Source organism: Nitrosomonas cryotolerans ATCC 49181, assembly GCF_900143275.1.
Classification (GTDB): domain Bacteria; phylum Pseudomonadota; class Gammaproteobacteria; order Burkholderiales; family Nitrosomonadaceae; genus Nitrosomonas; species Nitrosomonas cryotolerans.
On the sequence record NZ_FSRO01000001.1, the window covers coordinates 2239180 to 2255572 of the forward strand.

The window sequence follows — 16393 nt, forward strand, 5'->3', positions numbered from 1 at the left end:
AGATCATGAGCCAGATAAATACTCTTTAAATATAGCCACGTAATGCTGAGCTCTGCGCAACGCGTTCGACAGCAATAAGATACGCAGCCTGCCTATAACTTAATTCATTCTGGCGACGCCTACACAGCGCGCACCAGGCCTGATACAAAATATGATCAGTTTTCTTTTCTACTTCTTCCAGATTCCAGATTAAACCACTGCGATTCTGTATCCATTCGAGATATGAAACCGTCACTCCTCCTGCATTGGCCATAATATCGGGTATAATAGTAATCCCGTTGCTAGTCAGTATTCGTTCACCCTCATGTGTTATTGGCATGTTTGCAGCTTCAACAATCAAGCGTGCCTTAACTTTAGGCGCATTATCCTCATGAATTGCATCACCGATGGCAGCCGGTATCAGAATAGCCACATCCAGAGCCAGCAACTCATCCTGTTTTATTGAATCTCCATAATCAAGCGCTTGATTCACCGAAATCTTTTTTTCTTCACAAGTCTTACGCACGGCTTCGATATCCAAACCAGCCTGATTGTATAAAGCGCCATCAACGTCACTGACCGCAATAATCCTGCAGCCGACCTGTTTCAGATATCGTGCGGTATGCACACCCACATTACCGAATCCTTGTATTGCAACAGTTACATCAGGAAAACTCATATTCAAGGCTTCCGCCGCCCATTTAGTAACCAGTGATACCCCCCGACCGGTTGCTTCAATGCGTCCAATTGATCCACCCAGCTGCAGAGGCTTGCCGGTAACCACACCAGGATGATGCCCGCTGGTATAGCCACTATAGGCGTCATAGATCCAGGCCATTTCTTGTGGACCCGTACCCATATCAGGGGCAGGAATATCACTCTCAGGTCCAAATAAATTCGCCATACGGCGCGTATACAGTTTGGTCAGCATTTCACGCTCAACCTCGTCCAACGCAGCAGGATCGCAGGTGATACCACCCTTAGCTCCGCCGAAGGGAATATTCACCAGAGCCGTCTTCCATGTCATCAGCTCGGCTAAGGCATGAGCGTGCGCTAGATTCATCTCGGGGTGATAGCGTATCCCCCCCTTGAATGGCCCGCGCGCATGGTTATGTTGTACACGATAGCCTTTAAAAACAACAATGCCATTTTTGCGCAGCAAAGGTAATTCCACGGTAATCTCTCGATATGGTGTCGTCAGATAAGCACATAGCCTTTCATCCATACCCAGATAATCCAGTGCCCAGCTCAGATAATTTGTTCCGCAGCTTCTTTGACTCATAATCCGCCTCCCCTGATTATTTGGTACATGATAACGTCTTCCCCAATACGCCAGCTATAATGACCAGATTGTCGGTATTCTAATTCATAATCAACAGCATAAAAACATATTTTTTATAACATCATAGCGGCAAAAAAAGCCACGCATACCCATCAATATGAAGCGAATAGTTCTATGCTTTCCAAATTCATGAAATCAGTTATATTGATGGTTAATCAATACCATTCAAACGCTATCAATCATAAGCTTAAAATGGCTTCATCCAAGCGCTTTACTTTAAAAGCGCTGTATAATGCTTTCTGAAGTGAAATTGTCGAGACTAAAGATGAACTCCGATGACATGAGATCTATTTTTGATTTTATTGCTGATTTTCAATGACTTCTCTCGATTTTTGATGCGTTATTTCTGCCATAAACAATCCATTTTCCCATGGATTGAGGCGCATTGTTTTCCAATACAGTGTTAATAACTCAACAATCAGCCGTTCGATCGCCTGATATGGCTATTCTCACAGGAAAAAATACTCTTTAGACCGATGAAATCTATTAGGTTAATCATTTTCATGTTTTATAACGAGACAGTTATAAAAATATCCTCTCACCATCGGACAACAATCACAATTGATAGGGCTTACTCAGAAATAACGAGTCTTGTGAAGGTTTCTGGTATCTTTTCGAGAAAGATCAAACCAACCATTTTCTTGATTTGATATTAACCACCCAGTTAGTAATCACTTAGTTGCTTGAATCGAATAAATAACGCACTCTTTCAACTAAAACAATTCTGCCAATGAATCTCGACCTCCGTACAATGCTAGTCATGATATCGGCGCTGAATTTGCTGTTTTCTGGTCTGCTGGCATTAGTTGAATTACATGCTGACAATATCCGTGGGGTACGACAATGGGCGATTGGCTGTTTCTGTACCGGACTAGGTCTTAGTTTTGCTTATACTCAACTTGAACCACCCGGCCATCCATGGGCTCTGATATTGGGTGCTACATTTACTCTCGCGGGCGCAGGTTTTCAGTTTAACGGCATTCAACTATTCAAAACAAGGCAATGCAATCCAGTCATTCCCTGGTTGCTGGCCGGATTAACATTTTTACAAAGTATTTGGTTCGTACTTTTTTATCCTGATATTCATTCCAGAACTATTATCAATTCAATTTTATTATGCCTCATCAACGCGGCCAGTGCCCGTGCTTTGTTTGTTCATATTGAACAACCATTGCGTACAGCGTACTGGTTCACCGCATTAGGATTTACAGTTCTCACCACAATGTTTTTGATCGAGGCAATCATCATTTTTCTCTCGCCAGCAAATACGTATGGCCTTTATTCTCAGATACCACTTAACCCGGTATCATTCTTTACCGCCAGCATGGCACAAATGAGTATCGCTTTCGGCTTCGTATTGATGGTGAATTACCGACTTACCGCAAATCATCAAAAATTAGCGTCAACTGATGGGTTGACCGGGGTAATGAACAGGCGAAGCTTAGAAGAAGAATCTATTCGCTTGCTAGCGCGTTGTTCCCGTACTGACGAAGTTCTTTCAGTTATGATGATTGATGTCGATCATTTCAAATCGATCAATGATCGTTATGGTCATCAAGCTGGGGATGAGGTATTAAAGCGGTTGGCCGTAGTAGCGCAGCAATCCATTCGTAGCAACGACTATCTCGCTCGCTACGGCGGTGAGGAATTCTGCATACTCTTACCCACAACATTGGAGAAAGATGCCTGGAAGCTGGCGGATCGACTGCGACAGTCCTTTGCTGCAATGTCAATCGAATTCGATGGCGAGGTGCTGTGCAGCACCATCAGTATTGGCATTGCGGATACAAAACATGCCGGACTCGAATTCGCCTCGCTAATCGTTGCTGCCGATAAAGCGATGTATCGTGCTAAACACGATGGGCGTAACCGGGTAATAATGTATTCTGTGCATGCACGTGCTTAAAGATACATCCATATTGTCAATCCATGTCCAGCCATGTTTTAGAAGCGGCTTGCTTTCAAGCTGGTATCATTCATCGAATCAGCTATCCGCCGCCACAACTCATTCTGAGATAAGGATACGAGACCTTTGCAAAACCCCAATAGTTAAAAAATTAACCCTTTATAATCAATAGCAAAAAACTTCTGGTGAGGGTTTTTGCAAAAGTCTCGATATGTCAATAGCCCAGATCAGGCAACACTGCATTACTCCAATAACGCCTCAATCGCCATGATCAGCTTGTTATTATTAGCTTTCATTAAATTACAAGTAAAATAAGACTGCCGCAATCCAGCCCAGAAGCATTATATTGAATGCTGACAGCAGGATCGCGACATGATTACGCGTGCACTACAGCTGATCCCTGCTAGCGCCCAAAACGTGATGAGCTCAGCGTTACGTCAGCATGTGTCCAGGCTTTCTTAAAACGAGCTTCCGTCAGTTTTGCTTCACCATGCTTATTCTGCGCGCGCTGTGCCTGCCACAATCCATAAAGCGCCCATCCATTATCACGGTTCCGCTGCAAATCTTCCCAATACACTGTCTCCGCTTCAGTCGGATGCCCTGCTTCCAATAGAACAGCCCCTAATGCCAGCCGTGGTGGATAATGCCATTCTAAAGGCTCGGTATAAACCAGTGCGTCCTCAAAGCGAACCGCACGCTCAAGATGTGAAATGGCCGAATCAAAGTGTCCACGAGCTGCAGCGATCTCGCCAGCCAATACCTCAGGTCCGATTTTTAGTACGGTACGGGGAGTGTTCTTTGAAAAAAGAGGACCATCTAACGATGGATCGTTCATAATCTCACGCAATATCGCCAACTCTTCTTCAGCCTGTTTCAGCTTTCCGGTTGCCACAAATGCCAAGCCGCGTACGTAGTGCCAGCTCCCCTTTAGAAATGCACTGGTAGCAGGTGGCTTCGGTTCCGCGAGTACCTCTTTCCACAATCCAAACCGTGCAAGCGTCCAATAAGGCACCATACGAAATACTGCAGTTAATGGCATTTCTTTAAGTAGTGCATCATCGACCTTACTGGCTAGCTTGCGAGCTGACTCAAGTGCAATCTGGCGCTGCCCTCCTGTCGTAGCAGCAAACCAAAGAAAATGAATATTATGCGGATAATAGGCCATAGGATACAAGCCCTGAGCCTGGGACTGCGCGATATAATCCTCATCAGCCGCAATTGCCAGCTGGTTACTCTTTACTCCATCGCTATACCGCCCCACTCTTTGATAAATGTGTGATGACATGTGTATCATATGTCCTGCTGCCGGCATTAAGGTGAGCAGGGTATCCGCTGCTTTCTCGGCACGCTCAGGAGTGGTTGTCGGCTCAATAAGATGAATGTATAAATGTAATGCCGCAGGATGGCGCGGATGACGCTCTAACACGCTCTCAATGAGTGCCACAATCTCGGCAGTTCCTTCGTACGGGCGACCATCACGCATCCAATAACCCCAAGGGCGAAGATCCATCATTGACTCTACATAAAGCATCGCAATATCAGGATCATCTGGAAAACGCTCATGCACTGTTCGCATGGCATCCGCATAAGCGCTGTCATTTATTACGCGCTGCTCAGATTTACCCGAGTAGCGTTTCGCAAGCGCATTGATCAGCGCTTGTTCCTTCTCTGTTGCCTTGTCCATCAACGACTTCGCCTGCTGTACCCGCTTTAAAGCCAACGGTTCATCGTCTGGCTCCATCATTGCATTTATATTGGGACCCAGTACGAGTGCCTGCCCCCAATAAGCGATTGCAAGCGCAGGATCGAGTCGGGCAGCTTCCTGAAATGCCCGATATGCCTCAGCATGATTGAAGCCATAGGCCAGATTAAGTCCCTGGTTAATAAATAGCTGGGCTTCCTTATTTTTCGTACTGACTGGAAAGGTATGAGTCCCCAGATTTTGCAGTCTAGGGGCGAATTGACCCTCTGGTCCTGGCTGATTCGATAAATCTGTAGACTCATAATGTTTGTGACCCGCAGCAGCAGAGACAGCGGTAGAACGCATTTTATCTTCGGCGAAAAACTGATCACTCGCCTGGGCGAATGAATCGGATGCACTGGTGGCAATCAATACTAATCCTGTTACCAGGATATTAAGCGTATAAAGCTGCATAAACACCTCCTTAAATAATACTTGATTTTCATAGGCAGTCGAAGTTACCTTCGACTGCCAGCAGGTATTAATTTTCTGCGGTAGTCGGATCGATTACAGATTTGATACGAGAAATACGGTTGGCGGGAAACTCACCTTGCTCAGCATGCGCTCTGACAGCCTCTTCATTTGGCGCAATGTAAACACAATAGACCTTGTCCTCTGTCACGTAACTTTCCAGCCACTGAACGCGTGAACCCATATTGTTTAATATACCACATGATTTTTGAGAAATAGCGTGTAGATCCTGCGCAGTTAACGAACCTGCTCCAGGAATTTCACGTTCGATAATATATTTAGGCATGAGACATCTCCAGATAGAATTAAAAATGACCAGTCGTATTATTTATAAATAATAAAAAAATCAGCTTTTCTTATAGCTTATATTCACACCCCCAACCAACCTAACGGCGTCCGTACGTTCTACAAAGAAATAGCATCAAGGCTTAAAAAAATCCCCGAGCAAACTTTGGCAGCATTGTTTCACGGGCGCAGCCGATTTTTCTATTTTTGTTCTTAATAAGGCCCCTTGCCAGGTATTTATTAATAAATCGGCCATCTCCTTAGCTGATTTATCTAATCTTATCGTACCCTGCTGTTGCGCCTTGGCTAAACCAGATTGCAGTAAATCCCGATAACGATCAATAGCCGATTGCAGCGATTCCTTGCAGATATCGCTGGTATCGCCTATCTCTCCCATTAAATTACCCAATAAGCAACCCCCCTTGAATTCATTTTTCTCAAGCTCTGTAATGAGCTCAGCAAAATAGTGTTGTATCGCACCCAGTGCATCCATTTCTGATTGCTGTAAATGATGCGTTAATTGTCCAATAAAGGGATCAATATAGTGTTGAATCACTTCTGCACCAAAATTCTCCTTACTCCCAAAATAATTATAGAATGAACCTTTAGGAATATGAGCAGCATCCAGAATCTCCTGTAACCCTGTACCATGATAGCCCTGCTCCATGAGTAAATTCACGCCATGGTCCAGAAGATTCTCTTTATTCAATTCTTTTTTAGTTGATTTATGCATAGTTTTATAATACGACCGGTTGTCTTAAATGTAAAGAAGAATTTTTTAACCATAATCATAACGCAATGCATTTCGGAACTAGATCTTTACATATCACATTGATAGCGTGACTATCTTTTAGGCGGACTTTTCACGTCTCAAATCTTGTTGATATCCTCAAGCACCTGCCTCATCTGTCGCCAAGGATACTGGTTGATCGAAGGATCCTGTTAAACTAACAGTGTTTCGTTATTTCCAAATATAATCAGCGGCAATAACTGACATCATCATCTTCCGAACAGGTTATCAGATCGCTTCAAATGATACTCGTTCACGTACTTGATCTTCAGCGAGATTCATCGATTCCAGACACAGAGAAAAAGAAGACAGGCAAGACCTTTCAATTATTTATTTACTGGCCACCGTCTCTTTAAGAAAACAGTAATCAGATAAGGAGCAATTATGGATATTCGTACTCAGGCATGTTTCACGCTCAGCAAGAAATTAATGCGCCCTCCCACCGAACGAACGGTTAATTATGATGCTTACGGGGACTGGCGCAACGATTCCCTTTCAAAAAGCTGGGCGGCATTTTCTGATTCAAACATCACGGGTAAAGATGTGCTGGATTTTGGTTCTGGCGATGGTCCCATGAGTCTCTTTCTTGCACAGGAAAAATATCCCAAGAAGATCGTGGGCGTCGATATTAATAATATAGCGATCGAACGCGCAAAAAAGGCACTCACGCGCGCAGTACTCCCGGACAGTGTTGATGTCGAATTTTTGTTGGGCTCTACGGATCAACTGCCAGTCTCCGATCAATCATTTGATACGTTACTGGCATTCGATTGTCTAGAGCACGTTATGTCACCTCAACTCATCTTACGTGATTGGTATCGGACACTCCGTCCTGGTGGACGATGTCTCATAGAATGGTTCCCCTATAAGGGTCCATGGGGACCACATATGGAGGCACTCATTCCAGTTCCCTGGGCACATGTAATTTTTGGTGAGCGTGCAATGTTTCGGACTGCCGAAAAAATATATGACCTGCCAGAATTCGTTCCTCGACACTGGGATCTGGATGAACAGGGAAACAAAAAGTCAAATAAATGGCGTGCCTGGTCATCATTCGAAGAACAGGCTTATATTAATAAACTGGATATCCCAACATTTCAGACCTTGGCTCATAACGTCGGATTTCAAATTGCACGTCATGAGCTTCATAGCTTTACTGGTTCGCGTGTTCGACAGAAAATCGGCCGTATGCTTATGAATACGCCTTTTATCGGCGAATATTTCGTATCGTATATCATCATCGAATTGCTGCGTCCCAAAGAAGATAAAAATTAAATACCTGCCGGTGGAGTTTCTACATCGTCACCCTCCTCACCCTAAAGGGTGAGGAAGCCTGCTACGTTTAATAAATTTCTGCTTGAACCACTTCGGCAGGTTCCTATTGCTGACGGCATTACTGCACAATTCACTACACAGATTAACCGGACATAACCTGAGAGACCTTTGCAAAATCCCAGTAGTTGAAAAATTAACTATTTATAATCAATAGTAAAAAACCTAAACCTCTAGCGAGGACTCTTACAAAAGCCTTGGATTATGCGCACGGACGCACTGTGGCGGGATTTGCCGCCGGGGTCGGAAGGCAGAGATCAAGGCATGAGTCGCACAAAAGGAGGCTCAACTCCAAGATACATCTGGCCGTGGATGCGCATCGCATGCCGGTCAGTGATTTCATTACATAAGGTACCACAACGGATTGAACATAAGCTGATCGCTTAATCGAAGGACCTGATTCGAATTATTTGCTGGCAGATCGCAGTTATGAGAGCAACGAAATTATTGAACAGACAAGGCATGACAATCATAATCCTCTCAAAGGAAAACCACACTGCACAAAGGTCTTACGACAAAGAACACTATAAATTACGGCATCACCACAAGATACGCCCAAAATACCGCTTTATTCCTCGCCGCTGTGCAAATCAGATAGATGTATCGCTCTCTGGGAAAGCATCTCACGACTATCCCATCTAGCTTGGTCTCGAGGATTTTAGTTTCAGAACATTGTTAATGTCTGACTCTTCATGCCGTTCGGCTAGTATCTCCCATAACTCGCCCCATGTCCGATTGACTATACGCCCACGCTGTACCGCAGGGCGTTGCCCTACTTCATCAGCCCAGCGTCTGGCATTTTGGTAACTCTTTACACCCAGGAATTCAGCCGAATCGTACAGGTTTCCCAGTACCAAATTACCATACCATGGCCATATAGCCATATCGGCAATGCCGTAATCATTCCCCGCAATAAAACGCCGCGATGCGAGTTGTTTATTGAGCAGGTCGAGCTGACGTTTAATTTCCATGGTGAAACGATTAATGGCGTATTTATTTTTTTGAGGTGCATAAGAATAGAAGTGCCCAAAGCCACCGCCTAAGTAAGGCGCCGAGCCCTGCAACCAAAACAGCCAGTTAAGCATCTCAGTCCGCTCAGTTATCTGTTGCGGTAAAAAATGGCCAAATTTTTCTGCCAGATACAGTAAAATCGCACCCGATTCGAAAACACGTACAGGGCTTTTCCCTGAACAATCGAGCAATGCAGGAATTTTAGAATTGGGGTTAACCTCCACAAAACCCGTTGAGAATTGATCTCCTTCGCCAATTTGAATCAAATGTGCATCGTACTCCGCCCCCGATTCGCCCAAAGCCAGGAGCTCCTCAAGCATAATTGTTACCTTCTGTCCATTGGGTGTGCCCATCGAATAAAGCTGTAGTGGATGAGCCCCCACTGGCAGCGTTGCCTCATGTGTCGCCCCCGACATGGGGCGGTTTGTCTTGGACCAAGTGCCACCATTTTCATCCTCAAAAACCCAAACCTTCGGTGCCACGTATTCATCACTCATAAAACCCTCACTAAAAAACACTGATAGCGTCAGCTTGGCTGATTTTTTGTATATTTACCTGGTTCAGAACAATGTCCAGCGCAAAATCATTATTAAATTACCGCCACCCTTACCCGCCAAACTGCTCGCTTAATTCAATTAAATCCTTAACCACCAAATCCGGCTCGATACCCCAGGGATCAAATATCTTCGCGGTATCTCTTTGAATCCATGCTGCCTTTATCCCGCAGCCCTGCCGCCAATCACGTCCCAAGGATTGCTGGAGAGCAGCCAGAAATTATCAACACTGGTGGCCGTTCGCTTAGAATATGTCCCTGTGCCCATAATTTGGCCAAGCCAGGAAATAAACATCTGAAAAAGCTTTCAAATGATTAAATTCCGCCATCAGCTGTTGCTGAGACTGCCCTGACAATTCGATCTGAAATACCTTCATGCAGTTGTGCAGAGGTCTTCTTAATCTAAATCCACACAACCATTTGCCACTCAGCTTCTCTTTCAAAAATCGCTCACATTCCCGATCACTTAAATCTTCCATAAACTGTAATAACAAACCGTAGAATAGACGGACTATACCGTAACCCTCTCGGCCTAAATCAGATGACACGCCAGATAAACAACGTGCATTGACATCCTCCCCTTCCTAAACGAAGGGGATTCCTAGCGACTTATTAAGCCGTTAAGAGTAGGTTTGTATTGCTACTGCCTACTGGTTCCTGCTTCTTAGACGAAACTAACGTTTCAACTCCACAGGCTAACAAGCGATGTCCTCGCTCAAGTACATTCAAGGCACCTACCAAGTCGGCATTGGCTTTAAATCCACATTCTGTACATTCAAAAGCACTTTGGCTTTTGCGATTGTCACGACTAACATGTTGACATCTAGGGCAGGTTTGAGAGGTGTATTGAGGGTTTACCTTCAATACATCCCCGCCTGAACAAGCCTGTTTATACTCCAAGAACGAAACGAACATTCCCCATCCTTGGTCAAGAATGGATTTGTTTAGACCCGATTTCGCTTTGACGTTTTTACCATGCTTTTCAACACTGCCCTTGGCACTCTTAGACATGTTTCCTATCTTTAAATTCTCAACTACGACCATTGCGTGATTTTTGCTGATTTCGGTTGAGGTTTTGTGTAAGAAGTCTAAACGAGCATTGGCAATACGCTCATGCAGTCGGGTAATGATTTGTTTCTGCTTTTTCCAGTTAGCAGAGAAACGGACTTTTTTAGACAGCTTACGCTGTTCAAAAGCCAGTTTCTTTGATAACTTTCTGAAACTGTTTAAAGGTTCTACGTATGAGCCGTCTGACAAGGTTGCAAAGCGGGTAACGCCCATATCAACACCAATCATACTGGTTGAGCTATGACGCTTTAGCTCGGTCTCGTACTCAGTCTGAATCGACACGTACCAATAACTGCCTTTACGGGAAATCGTCATATTTTTAACGTCACCAATGACTTGGCGTGAATTGCGATATTTCACCCAACCGATTTTAGGCAAGAACACTTTGCTAGACTCTTGCTCCAGCTTAAATCCTTGTGGATAACGAAAGCTGTCACTCAAACCTTTTTTCTTGAATTTTGGAATCCGTTTTAAAGGCTGTTTTTTATCAAAACCGTCTTTGAACGCTTTTTCTAAGTTTTTTAAGGCTTGTTGCAACGGTTGAGAATGAACGGTTTTTAGAAATCCATAATCTTCTGAGGATTTCCATAGCTTTAGCCAAAATGACAACTCGTTGTACCAAAGCAATGGCTGTTTCTGCTCTAATCTGAACAGATTCATTGCTAAGGCTTTATTCCAAACAAACCGATTAGCACCCGCAAACTCAACCATCTTCTGTACTTGGTCAGAATTTGGATTGAGTCGAGATTTAAAGGCTTTGCGTATAATCTGCTTCATGGTTATAATTATACAAAAAAGGAATTGATCTATGCAAGTTAATAACGATGTAAGAACAGGAAGACATTGAATTTTTAATCTTCATGTTCATTTGGTCTTTGTAACAAAATACCGTAGAAATGTTTTCTCCGGAAGGGTATTAATAAGACTACTGCACAACTCCCCCGTCAGCGCAATAACCGACTAAAATAGTGACAAGCAGAAGACATTTGGAGCAAGAGATGCAGATGAGTTTTGGAACACTGGAATTGGCACAGCGATTGAGACGAGACAGTGTGCTAATGAAGATTGATGTCCTGATTGACTGGGAGGAGTTACGTTCGAAGCTTACAGGTTTATACAAGCGCGAGTTATCGCATGGTGGAGGACAGGAACCATTTGATAGGTTGATGATGTTTAAGGCGATTCTGCTGGGACAGTGGCATAGTTTGTCGGATGCTGCGTTGGAGCAAGCACTGTATGTTCGGATTGATTTTCTACAATTTTGTGGTTTGTCCTTGTCGGATGCGATACCGGACGAAACCACCCTGTGTCGGTTTCGCAACCGATTGGTGTCCGGCGATCGGTTAGACGATCTGCTAGCCTCGATCAATGAACAGCTTCAATCACACGGATTGATGATCAAGGGCGCAACGGGAGCGGTAATTGATGCCACGCTGATTGAGTCAGCGGCACGCCCCAAAAAGGCTATCCTGCTTGAAGTGGATACCGAAGGTAAGGCTGTTCAGTTTGAGGATGGCAGCCAACCAGGAATCACCTGTATTGAAGAACAAAGCGCGGATCGGGATGCGACCTGGCTAAAAAAAGGCAAGAAGTCGCAATTTGGCTACCGCAGTTACCTGGTAGTAGATGCGCAAAACGGCTATGTGCGCGGAGTTCACACGGCCCCTGCCAACCAGAGCGAAATGATACATTTCGAAGCAGCTATCAAGGGTGCGCACATCAAGGCAAATCGGGTATATGCCGACAAAGGATCAGCCAGCAACGCCAATCGGCAGTTTCTAAGAAAGTACAAAATCAAGAGCGCAATTATGCATCGCGCGTACAAGAACAAACCACTCTCGGCACGCCAGAAGCTGGCGAATAGATTGATCAGCAAAAAACGCTATATTGTTGAACAGTGTTTTGGCACGGCCAAACGCCTATTCGGAATGGGCCGCGCCAGTTACTTCGGCACGGCGAAAGTCAACGCCCAAGTTATGCTGAAAAGCATCTGCATAAATCTAAAAAAAGCGGCCAACAAAATTTTCGTGGACAAGCCACCAAGGGGAGTAGTCCGTCCAAATGCTACATAAAGGGGGAAACTCCCTTTAAAAAGAGGAAAAACCTCATTTTTTTCCAAGATAGCACGCATAAAAAATGTCATTTGGGCATTTTTTCCATTGTCACAGTAAATTTACGCAGTTGTGCAGAGGTCTTTTAATTGATTTGGAAGAAATATTTAAAAACGTGTGTTTGGATTTTGAAGCAGAATTGGTGGAATTTAACGGTGAGCATGATCATATTCACCTTTTAGTTAACTATCCACCAAAAATTGCTATTTCTAACTTGGTAAATAGTTTGAAAGGCGTTTCAAGCCGACTTATTCGCAAAAAGAATTATCCCGAAATTAAGAATAAGCTTTGGGGTAATATGCTTTGGAGTCCAAGCTATTTTGCGGGTAGTTGTGGTGGAGCACCACTCTCGATTATTAAGCAATATATTGAACAACAGCAAAGACCGCATTAAACAGGCTTCGCCTGTGCGCTTATATCTCCGCCCTGAAGGACGAAGTTTTACGCGCTATTTGATAAATATTTCATTAAGTATCTGCTTAAAATAACGGTAAGGGTGATCAGGAGGAACTAAATCCTCCAGTGAAATCATTTTAACTTGACGGGACATGGCTGTTTTTCCAGTAATAGTCCTACCTCTATTTTAACAAATCAATGCATCGCATACCTTGATTTCGGGATATTTCGAGACAGGCCCATTACCTAAGAAAAATCCTATGGATTCAAAGTATTTCGGTACTCGAATTAGTTAACCAGCATGAAAAATATGGGCAGACTTTTGCAAAAGCCCTCGCCAGAAGTTTTAGGCCATTGATTATAAATAATTAATTTTTAAACTGCTGGGGTTTTGCAAAGGTCTCATAGGATCTATTGTCACAAGAATGACATATGGATATCAGATAATGCATTCGTTTCTAATAGCAATGAGTGTAGAAATGGAAAAGGATTATGATGATTACATTGGCTCCGAAGCCATCTTGCCCATCGAGATTATTGATTTATTAGCTCACTACAAAACAGTATCTAAGGATCAGTTTCAGAAAAATACAGTGATAGACGATGCTCAACTACTTTTAGATGAACATGAGCTCGCCATGATCGAATAATATGCGTTCTAATAAATAAACGGCAAAAAACGGTCCAGGAAAAATAAAATACTTTATTTGTTTTTTAACCGGCTTTTGAGATCAGCAAACGGGTTGAAAGTAGCGGCTGTTTCCATATTTCCACCAGAGGTACGGCCCATTGAATCCTTGATCTTGGCATGCTCATTCTCATGGCAGTAGGTACACAATAGCTCCCAGTTGCTGCCGTCAGAAGGATTGTCGTCATGATTGTGATTTTTGTGATGTACTTCCAGCAGTTGAAGCGTTCTGTGATCAAAGGTACGCGCGCAGCGGCCACAAACCCAGGGAAATAGTTTAAGCGCTCGTTCACGATATCCCATCGCACGCTTGTCTGCATTTCTCCTCGCTTCAAGCACCACTTTGTCAAGCTTATTGATTTCTTTTACCATGAACGTTTTCCGAATAAAAATTCCTAAATTAAGTTGATAATCAGACGGATTTATCTGAAATCAATCCAGCGGGCTAAAAGTATAAAAATTCGGATACCAGAATATTCGTCGACTATTCAGATGGGACTATTCTGGGCTTTCTATTCCGATCTACCGCCACATAAGTTAGTACGGCTTCCGTCACCTTGATACAGATTTCCTCGCTTCCTTCGCGCAAACCGCGTTGTGCATACACCGCTACACTGACCGTGACTGAAGTACGACCTACTTTAATGACCTCAGCGTAAAAGCTAACCAAATCACCCACAAATACCGGCTGTTTGAATACAAAAGAATTGACAGCCACTGTTACTACTCGTCCATGAGCACGTCGGATTGCCGGCAGACTCCCTGCCGTATCAACGTGTGCCATAATCCAGCCACCAAATATATCGCCAGCATAATTTGTATTAGATGGTGTTGCCACGATACGCAATACGGGTTCACATCTTGCGGGTAGTGATACTGATATTTCTGAATGTGTATTCATTGCTAACGACCTTCATAAAGTCTGGCTATCTCAACTTTATAATGATCTAGAATCGTGGCTCGTTTGAGCTTCATAGTAGGCGTCAGCATCTCATTTTCAATCGTCCAGGGTTCATGAATGAAGGCTACGCGGCGTATTCTGGCATAGCCTGGAAACTCACGGGTCTGACAAGTAATTCTATCTAATAAGATCTCTTCTATTCGTTGTTCATTTGCCTGATTACTCGAATTCAAATCAAGCTGATATTGCTGAACAATATGAGCCCACTGGGTCGCGTTCAAAACAACCAATACGCTTAAATAAGAACGTGCTTCACCAATTAATAAAGCCTGCTCAAATAACGCATCACGCAAAATGGCTGATTCAATGTCTGCAGGTGGCACTTTTTCGCCTGTAGACAGAACAATAATTTCTTTCAAACGACCGGTAATCGTCACCCGACCTTCCGCATCGAGATGCGCTATATCGCCAGAATTCAGCCAACCATCCGATGTTAACACTGCCTTGGTCGCTTCGGGATTATTCCAATAGCCCAACATCACATTCGGACCACGAATCAGCAGCGCATCATTTTCACCCAGCTTCACTTCCACACCAGGAATAGGCGGACCGACACTGGTAGGCAGATTATTCTCTAACCTGTTCGCACACACGACCGGACTACTTTCAGTCATTCCATAACCCTGTAGAATCGGTAAACCCAGGCCAATAAATACACGCGAAACAGCTGCTGACAGAGGTGCCCCGCCACTCATCACATGCCGTAACCGACCTCCCAGTTTAGCCATCACTTTACTTGCCACCAGTTTGTTGAGCATTGGCCACAGCAAGTGGGAAAGGCGCCAAGGGCCACGCCCCTGTTGATATTCAAATTGACTGTAACCGACCGCCACCGCAAGAGTAAATAACCACTGGCTCAATTTCGGACTTTCCGCCAGCTTAGCGTTCATACCGGCATAGACCCTTTCATAAATACGGGGCACTGAGATAAGCGTCGTTGGACGAATCGTCAGCAAATCTTCCTGTAATAACGGAATTGAGCGGGCATAAGCAATGGTCGCCCCACACATCATCGGAACATAGTAACCCGTGGTACGCTCAAATGTATGGGATAGGGGCAGAAATGAAAGCAGCTTATCTTCAGGTGAGATTTGTATTACCTGTAAGCAGCTATAGGCATTACTTAATATATTATGGTGACTGAGCATGACACCTTTCGGTCGGCCTGTGGTACCAGAAGTATAGATGATCGTAGCCAGACTATGGGAATCAGTATTCATATGCTGAACTTCACCAGCCCTGCCTGGTAACCAGTCGGCCAATAAAATAAGCAGACCCTCATCCGGTTGATCAAAAACATTGCCATCCAGATTACTCATCATCACCACACGTTGCAGGCTTTTAAGTTGATCATATACTCCGGAAAAACCTTGCCACTGCTGTGGTGTCTCCAATAACAGTAATTTAACACCGGCATGATTCAATATATAAGCTGCATTCTCAGCACGATCATCTGTATAAAGTGGCACAACGACGAGTCCCAGGCCTAATGCTGCCTGCTCAAACATAACCCACTCCGGGCAGTTTTTCAGCATTACCGCAATACGATCACCTGGAACCAGTGCTTCTCTGGAAAGTGCGGCTTGCCAGCGTGCAACAGCCTGGTCCATTTGCGTCCATGTATAATCACACCACTGTTCATGCAACTGATTGTAATACCGGTAAGCCACGGAATGCGGTGACAGTTTCACTCGTTCACTAAATAAACCATCCAGCGTCTTCGCTTGTTCTGCTGAAATAACGTTGCTCATCGTATTTT

General features: G+C 44.1%; 16 protein-coding genes. 6 read left to right on the forward strand and 10 right to left on the reverse strand.

The window, feature by feature from the left end; all coding sequences use genetic code 11:
• Window positions 1-25 precede the first annotated feature (25 nt).
• Window positions 26-1261: a Glu/Leu/Phe/Val family dehydrogenase gene (locus tag BUQ89_RS09970; protein ID WP_036573451.1), complete on the reverse strand. Its 1236-nt coding sequence runs from the start codon at window positions 1259-1261 to the stop codon at window positions 26-28.
• Between the two features lie 790 nt (window positions 1262-2051).
• Between BUQ89_RS09970 and BUQ89_RS09975 the strand changes: the two genes are divergently transcribed.
• Window positions 2052-3227 carry a GGDEF domain-containing protein gene (locus tag BUQ89_RS09975; protein ID WP_028461966.1) on the forward strand — a complete coding sequence of 392 codons (1176 nt, stop codon included), beginning with the start codon at window positions 2052-2054 and terminating at the stop codon, window positions 3225-3227.
• Window positions 3228-3630: 403 nt separating this feature from the next.
• Here the strand turns inward: BUQ89_RS09975 and BUQ89_RS09980 are convergent, their stop codons facing one another.
• The 3 genes from BUQ89_RS09980 to BUQ89_RS09990 all read right to left on the reverse strand — a co-directional run bounded on the left by BUQ89_RS09980 (window position 3631) and on the right by BUQ89_RS09990 (window position 6457).
• The gene (locus BUQ89_RS09980; RefSeq protein ID WP_028461965.1) at window positions 3631-5382 is read right to left on the reverse strand and encodes a tetratricopeptide repeat protein; all 1752 of its coding nucleotides are present in this window, start codon (window positions 5380-5382) and stop codon (window positions 3631-3633) included.
• Window positions 5383-5449: 67 nt separating this feature from the next.
• Window positions 5450-5725 carry a DUF4242 domain-containing protein gene (locus tag BUQ89_RS09985; protein ID WP_028461964.1) on the reverse strand — a complete coding sequence of 92 codons (276 nt, stop codon included), beginning with the start codon at window positions 5723-5725 and terminating at the stop codon, window positions 5450-5452.
• A gap of 135 nt (window positions 5726-5860) precedes the next feature.
• On the reverse strand, window positions 5861-6457 hold the full coding sequence (locus tag BUQ89_RS09990; protein ID WP_028461963.1) for a TetR/AcrR family transcriptional regulator: 597 nt from the start codon (window positions 6455-6457) through the stop codon (window positions 5861-5863).
• A gap of 441 nt (window positions 6458-6898) precedes the next feature.
• Between BUQ89_RS09990 and BUQ89_RS09995 the strand changes: the two genes are divergently transcribed.
• The gene (locus BUQ89_RS09995) at window positions 6899-7789 is read left to right on the forward strand and encodes a class I SAM-dependent methyltransferase (protein WP_028461962.1); all 891 of its coding nucleotides are present in this window, start codon (window positions 6899-6901) and stop codon (window positions 7787-7789) included.
• Between the two features lie 695 nt (window positions 7790-8484).
• Here the strand turns inward: BUQ89_RS09995 and yghU are convergent.
• The 3 genes from yghU to BUQ89_RS10010 form a co-directional block, all read right to left on the reverse strand.
• Complete coding sequence (gene yghU / locus BUQ89_RS10000; RefSeq protein WP_028461961.1) at window positions 8485-9354, reverse strand: glutathione-dependent disulfide-bond oxidoreductase; 870 nt, start codon at window positions 9352-9354, stop codon at window positions 8485-8487.
• A gap of 301 nt (window positions 9355-9655) precedes the next feature.
• Window positions 9656-9958 (reverse strand): transposase, encoded by a 303-nt coding sequence (locus BUQ89_RS14640; RefSeq protein ID WP_028461960.1) that lies wholly within the window; start codon window positions 9956-9958, stop codon window positions 9656-9658.
• A gap of 64 nt (window positions 9959-10022) precedes the next feature.
• The gene (locus BUQ89_RS10010) at window positions 10023-11255 is read right to left on the reverse strand and encodes an RNA-guided endonuclease InsQ/TnpB family protein (RefSeq protein ID WP_074202524.1); all 1233 of its coding nucleotides are present in this window, start codon (window positions 11253-11255) and stop codon (window positions 10023-10025) included.
• A gap of 70 nt (window positions 11256-11325) precedes the next feature.
• Here BUQ89_RS10010 and BUQ89_RS14265 point away from each other — a divergent pair, with 70 nt between their 5' ends.
• The 4 genes from BUQ89_RS14265 (at window position 11326) to BUQ89_RS10025 (ending at window position 13635) form a co-directional block, all read left to right on the forward strand.
• On the forward strand, window positions 11326-11442 hold the full coding sequence (locus BUQ89_RS14265) for a transposase (protein ID WP_143071298.1): 117 nt from the start codon (window positions 11326-11328) through the stop codon (window positions 11440-11442).
• A gap of 34 nt (window positions 11443-11476) precedes the next feature.
• Window positions 11477-12550 carry an IS5 family transposase gene (locus BUQ89_RS10015; protein ID WP_083399575.1) on the forward strand — a complete coding sequence of 358 codons (1074 nt, stop codon included), beginning with the start codon at window positions 11477-11479 and terminating at the stop codon, window positions 12548-12550.
• A 64-nt stretch (window positions 12551-12614) separates the two neighbouring features.
• Entirely contained in the window at window positions 12615-12983 is a 369-nt protein-coding gene (tnpA, locus tag BUQ89_RS10020) for an IS200/IS605 family transposase (RefSeq protein WP_074202591.1), read from the forward strand.
• 448 nt (window positions 12984-13431) lie between these two features.
• A complete protein-coding gene (locus BUQ89_RS10025; RefSeq protein WP_074202592.1) occupies window positions 13432-13635 on the forward strand; it encodes a hypothetical protein in 204 nt (67 codons plus the stop codon).
• 53 nt (window positions 13636-13688) lie between these two features.
• On the opposite strand, the gene BUQ89_RS10030 is transcribed toward BUQ89_RS10025, so the two are convergent.
• The 3 genes from BUQ89_RS10030 to BUQ89_RS10040 all read right to left on the reverse strand — a co-directional run bounded on the left by BUQ89_RS10030 (window position 13689) and on the right by BUQ89_RS10040 (window position 16385).
• Complete coding sequence (locus BUQ89_RS10030) at window positions 13689-14045, reverse strand: YajD family HNH nuclease (protein ID WP_143071258.1); 357 nt, start codon at window positions 14043-14045, stop codon at window positions 13689-13691.
• A gap of 112 nt (window positions 14046-14157) precedes the next feature.
• The gene (locus BUQ89_RS10035; protein WP_028461854.1) at window positions 14158-14574 is read right to left on the reverse strand and encodes an acyl-CoA thioesterase; all 417 of its coding nucleotides are present in this window, start codon (window positions 14572-14574) and stop codon (window positions 14158-14160) included.
• Window positions 14575-14576: 2 nt separating this feature from the next.
• Window positions 14577-16385: an AMP-dependent synthetase/ligase gene (locus tag BUQ89_RS10040; protein WP_245812980.1), complete on the reverse strand. Its 1809-nt coding sequence runs from the start codon at window positions 16383-16385 to the stop codon at window positions 14577-14579.
• Window positions 16386-16393 lie beyond the last annotated feature (8 nt).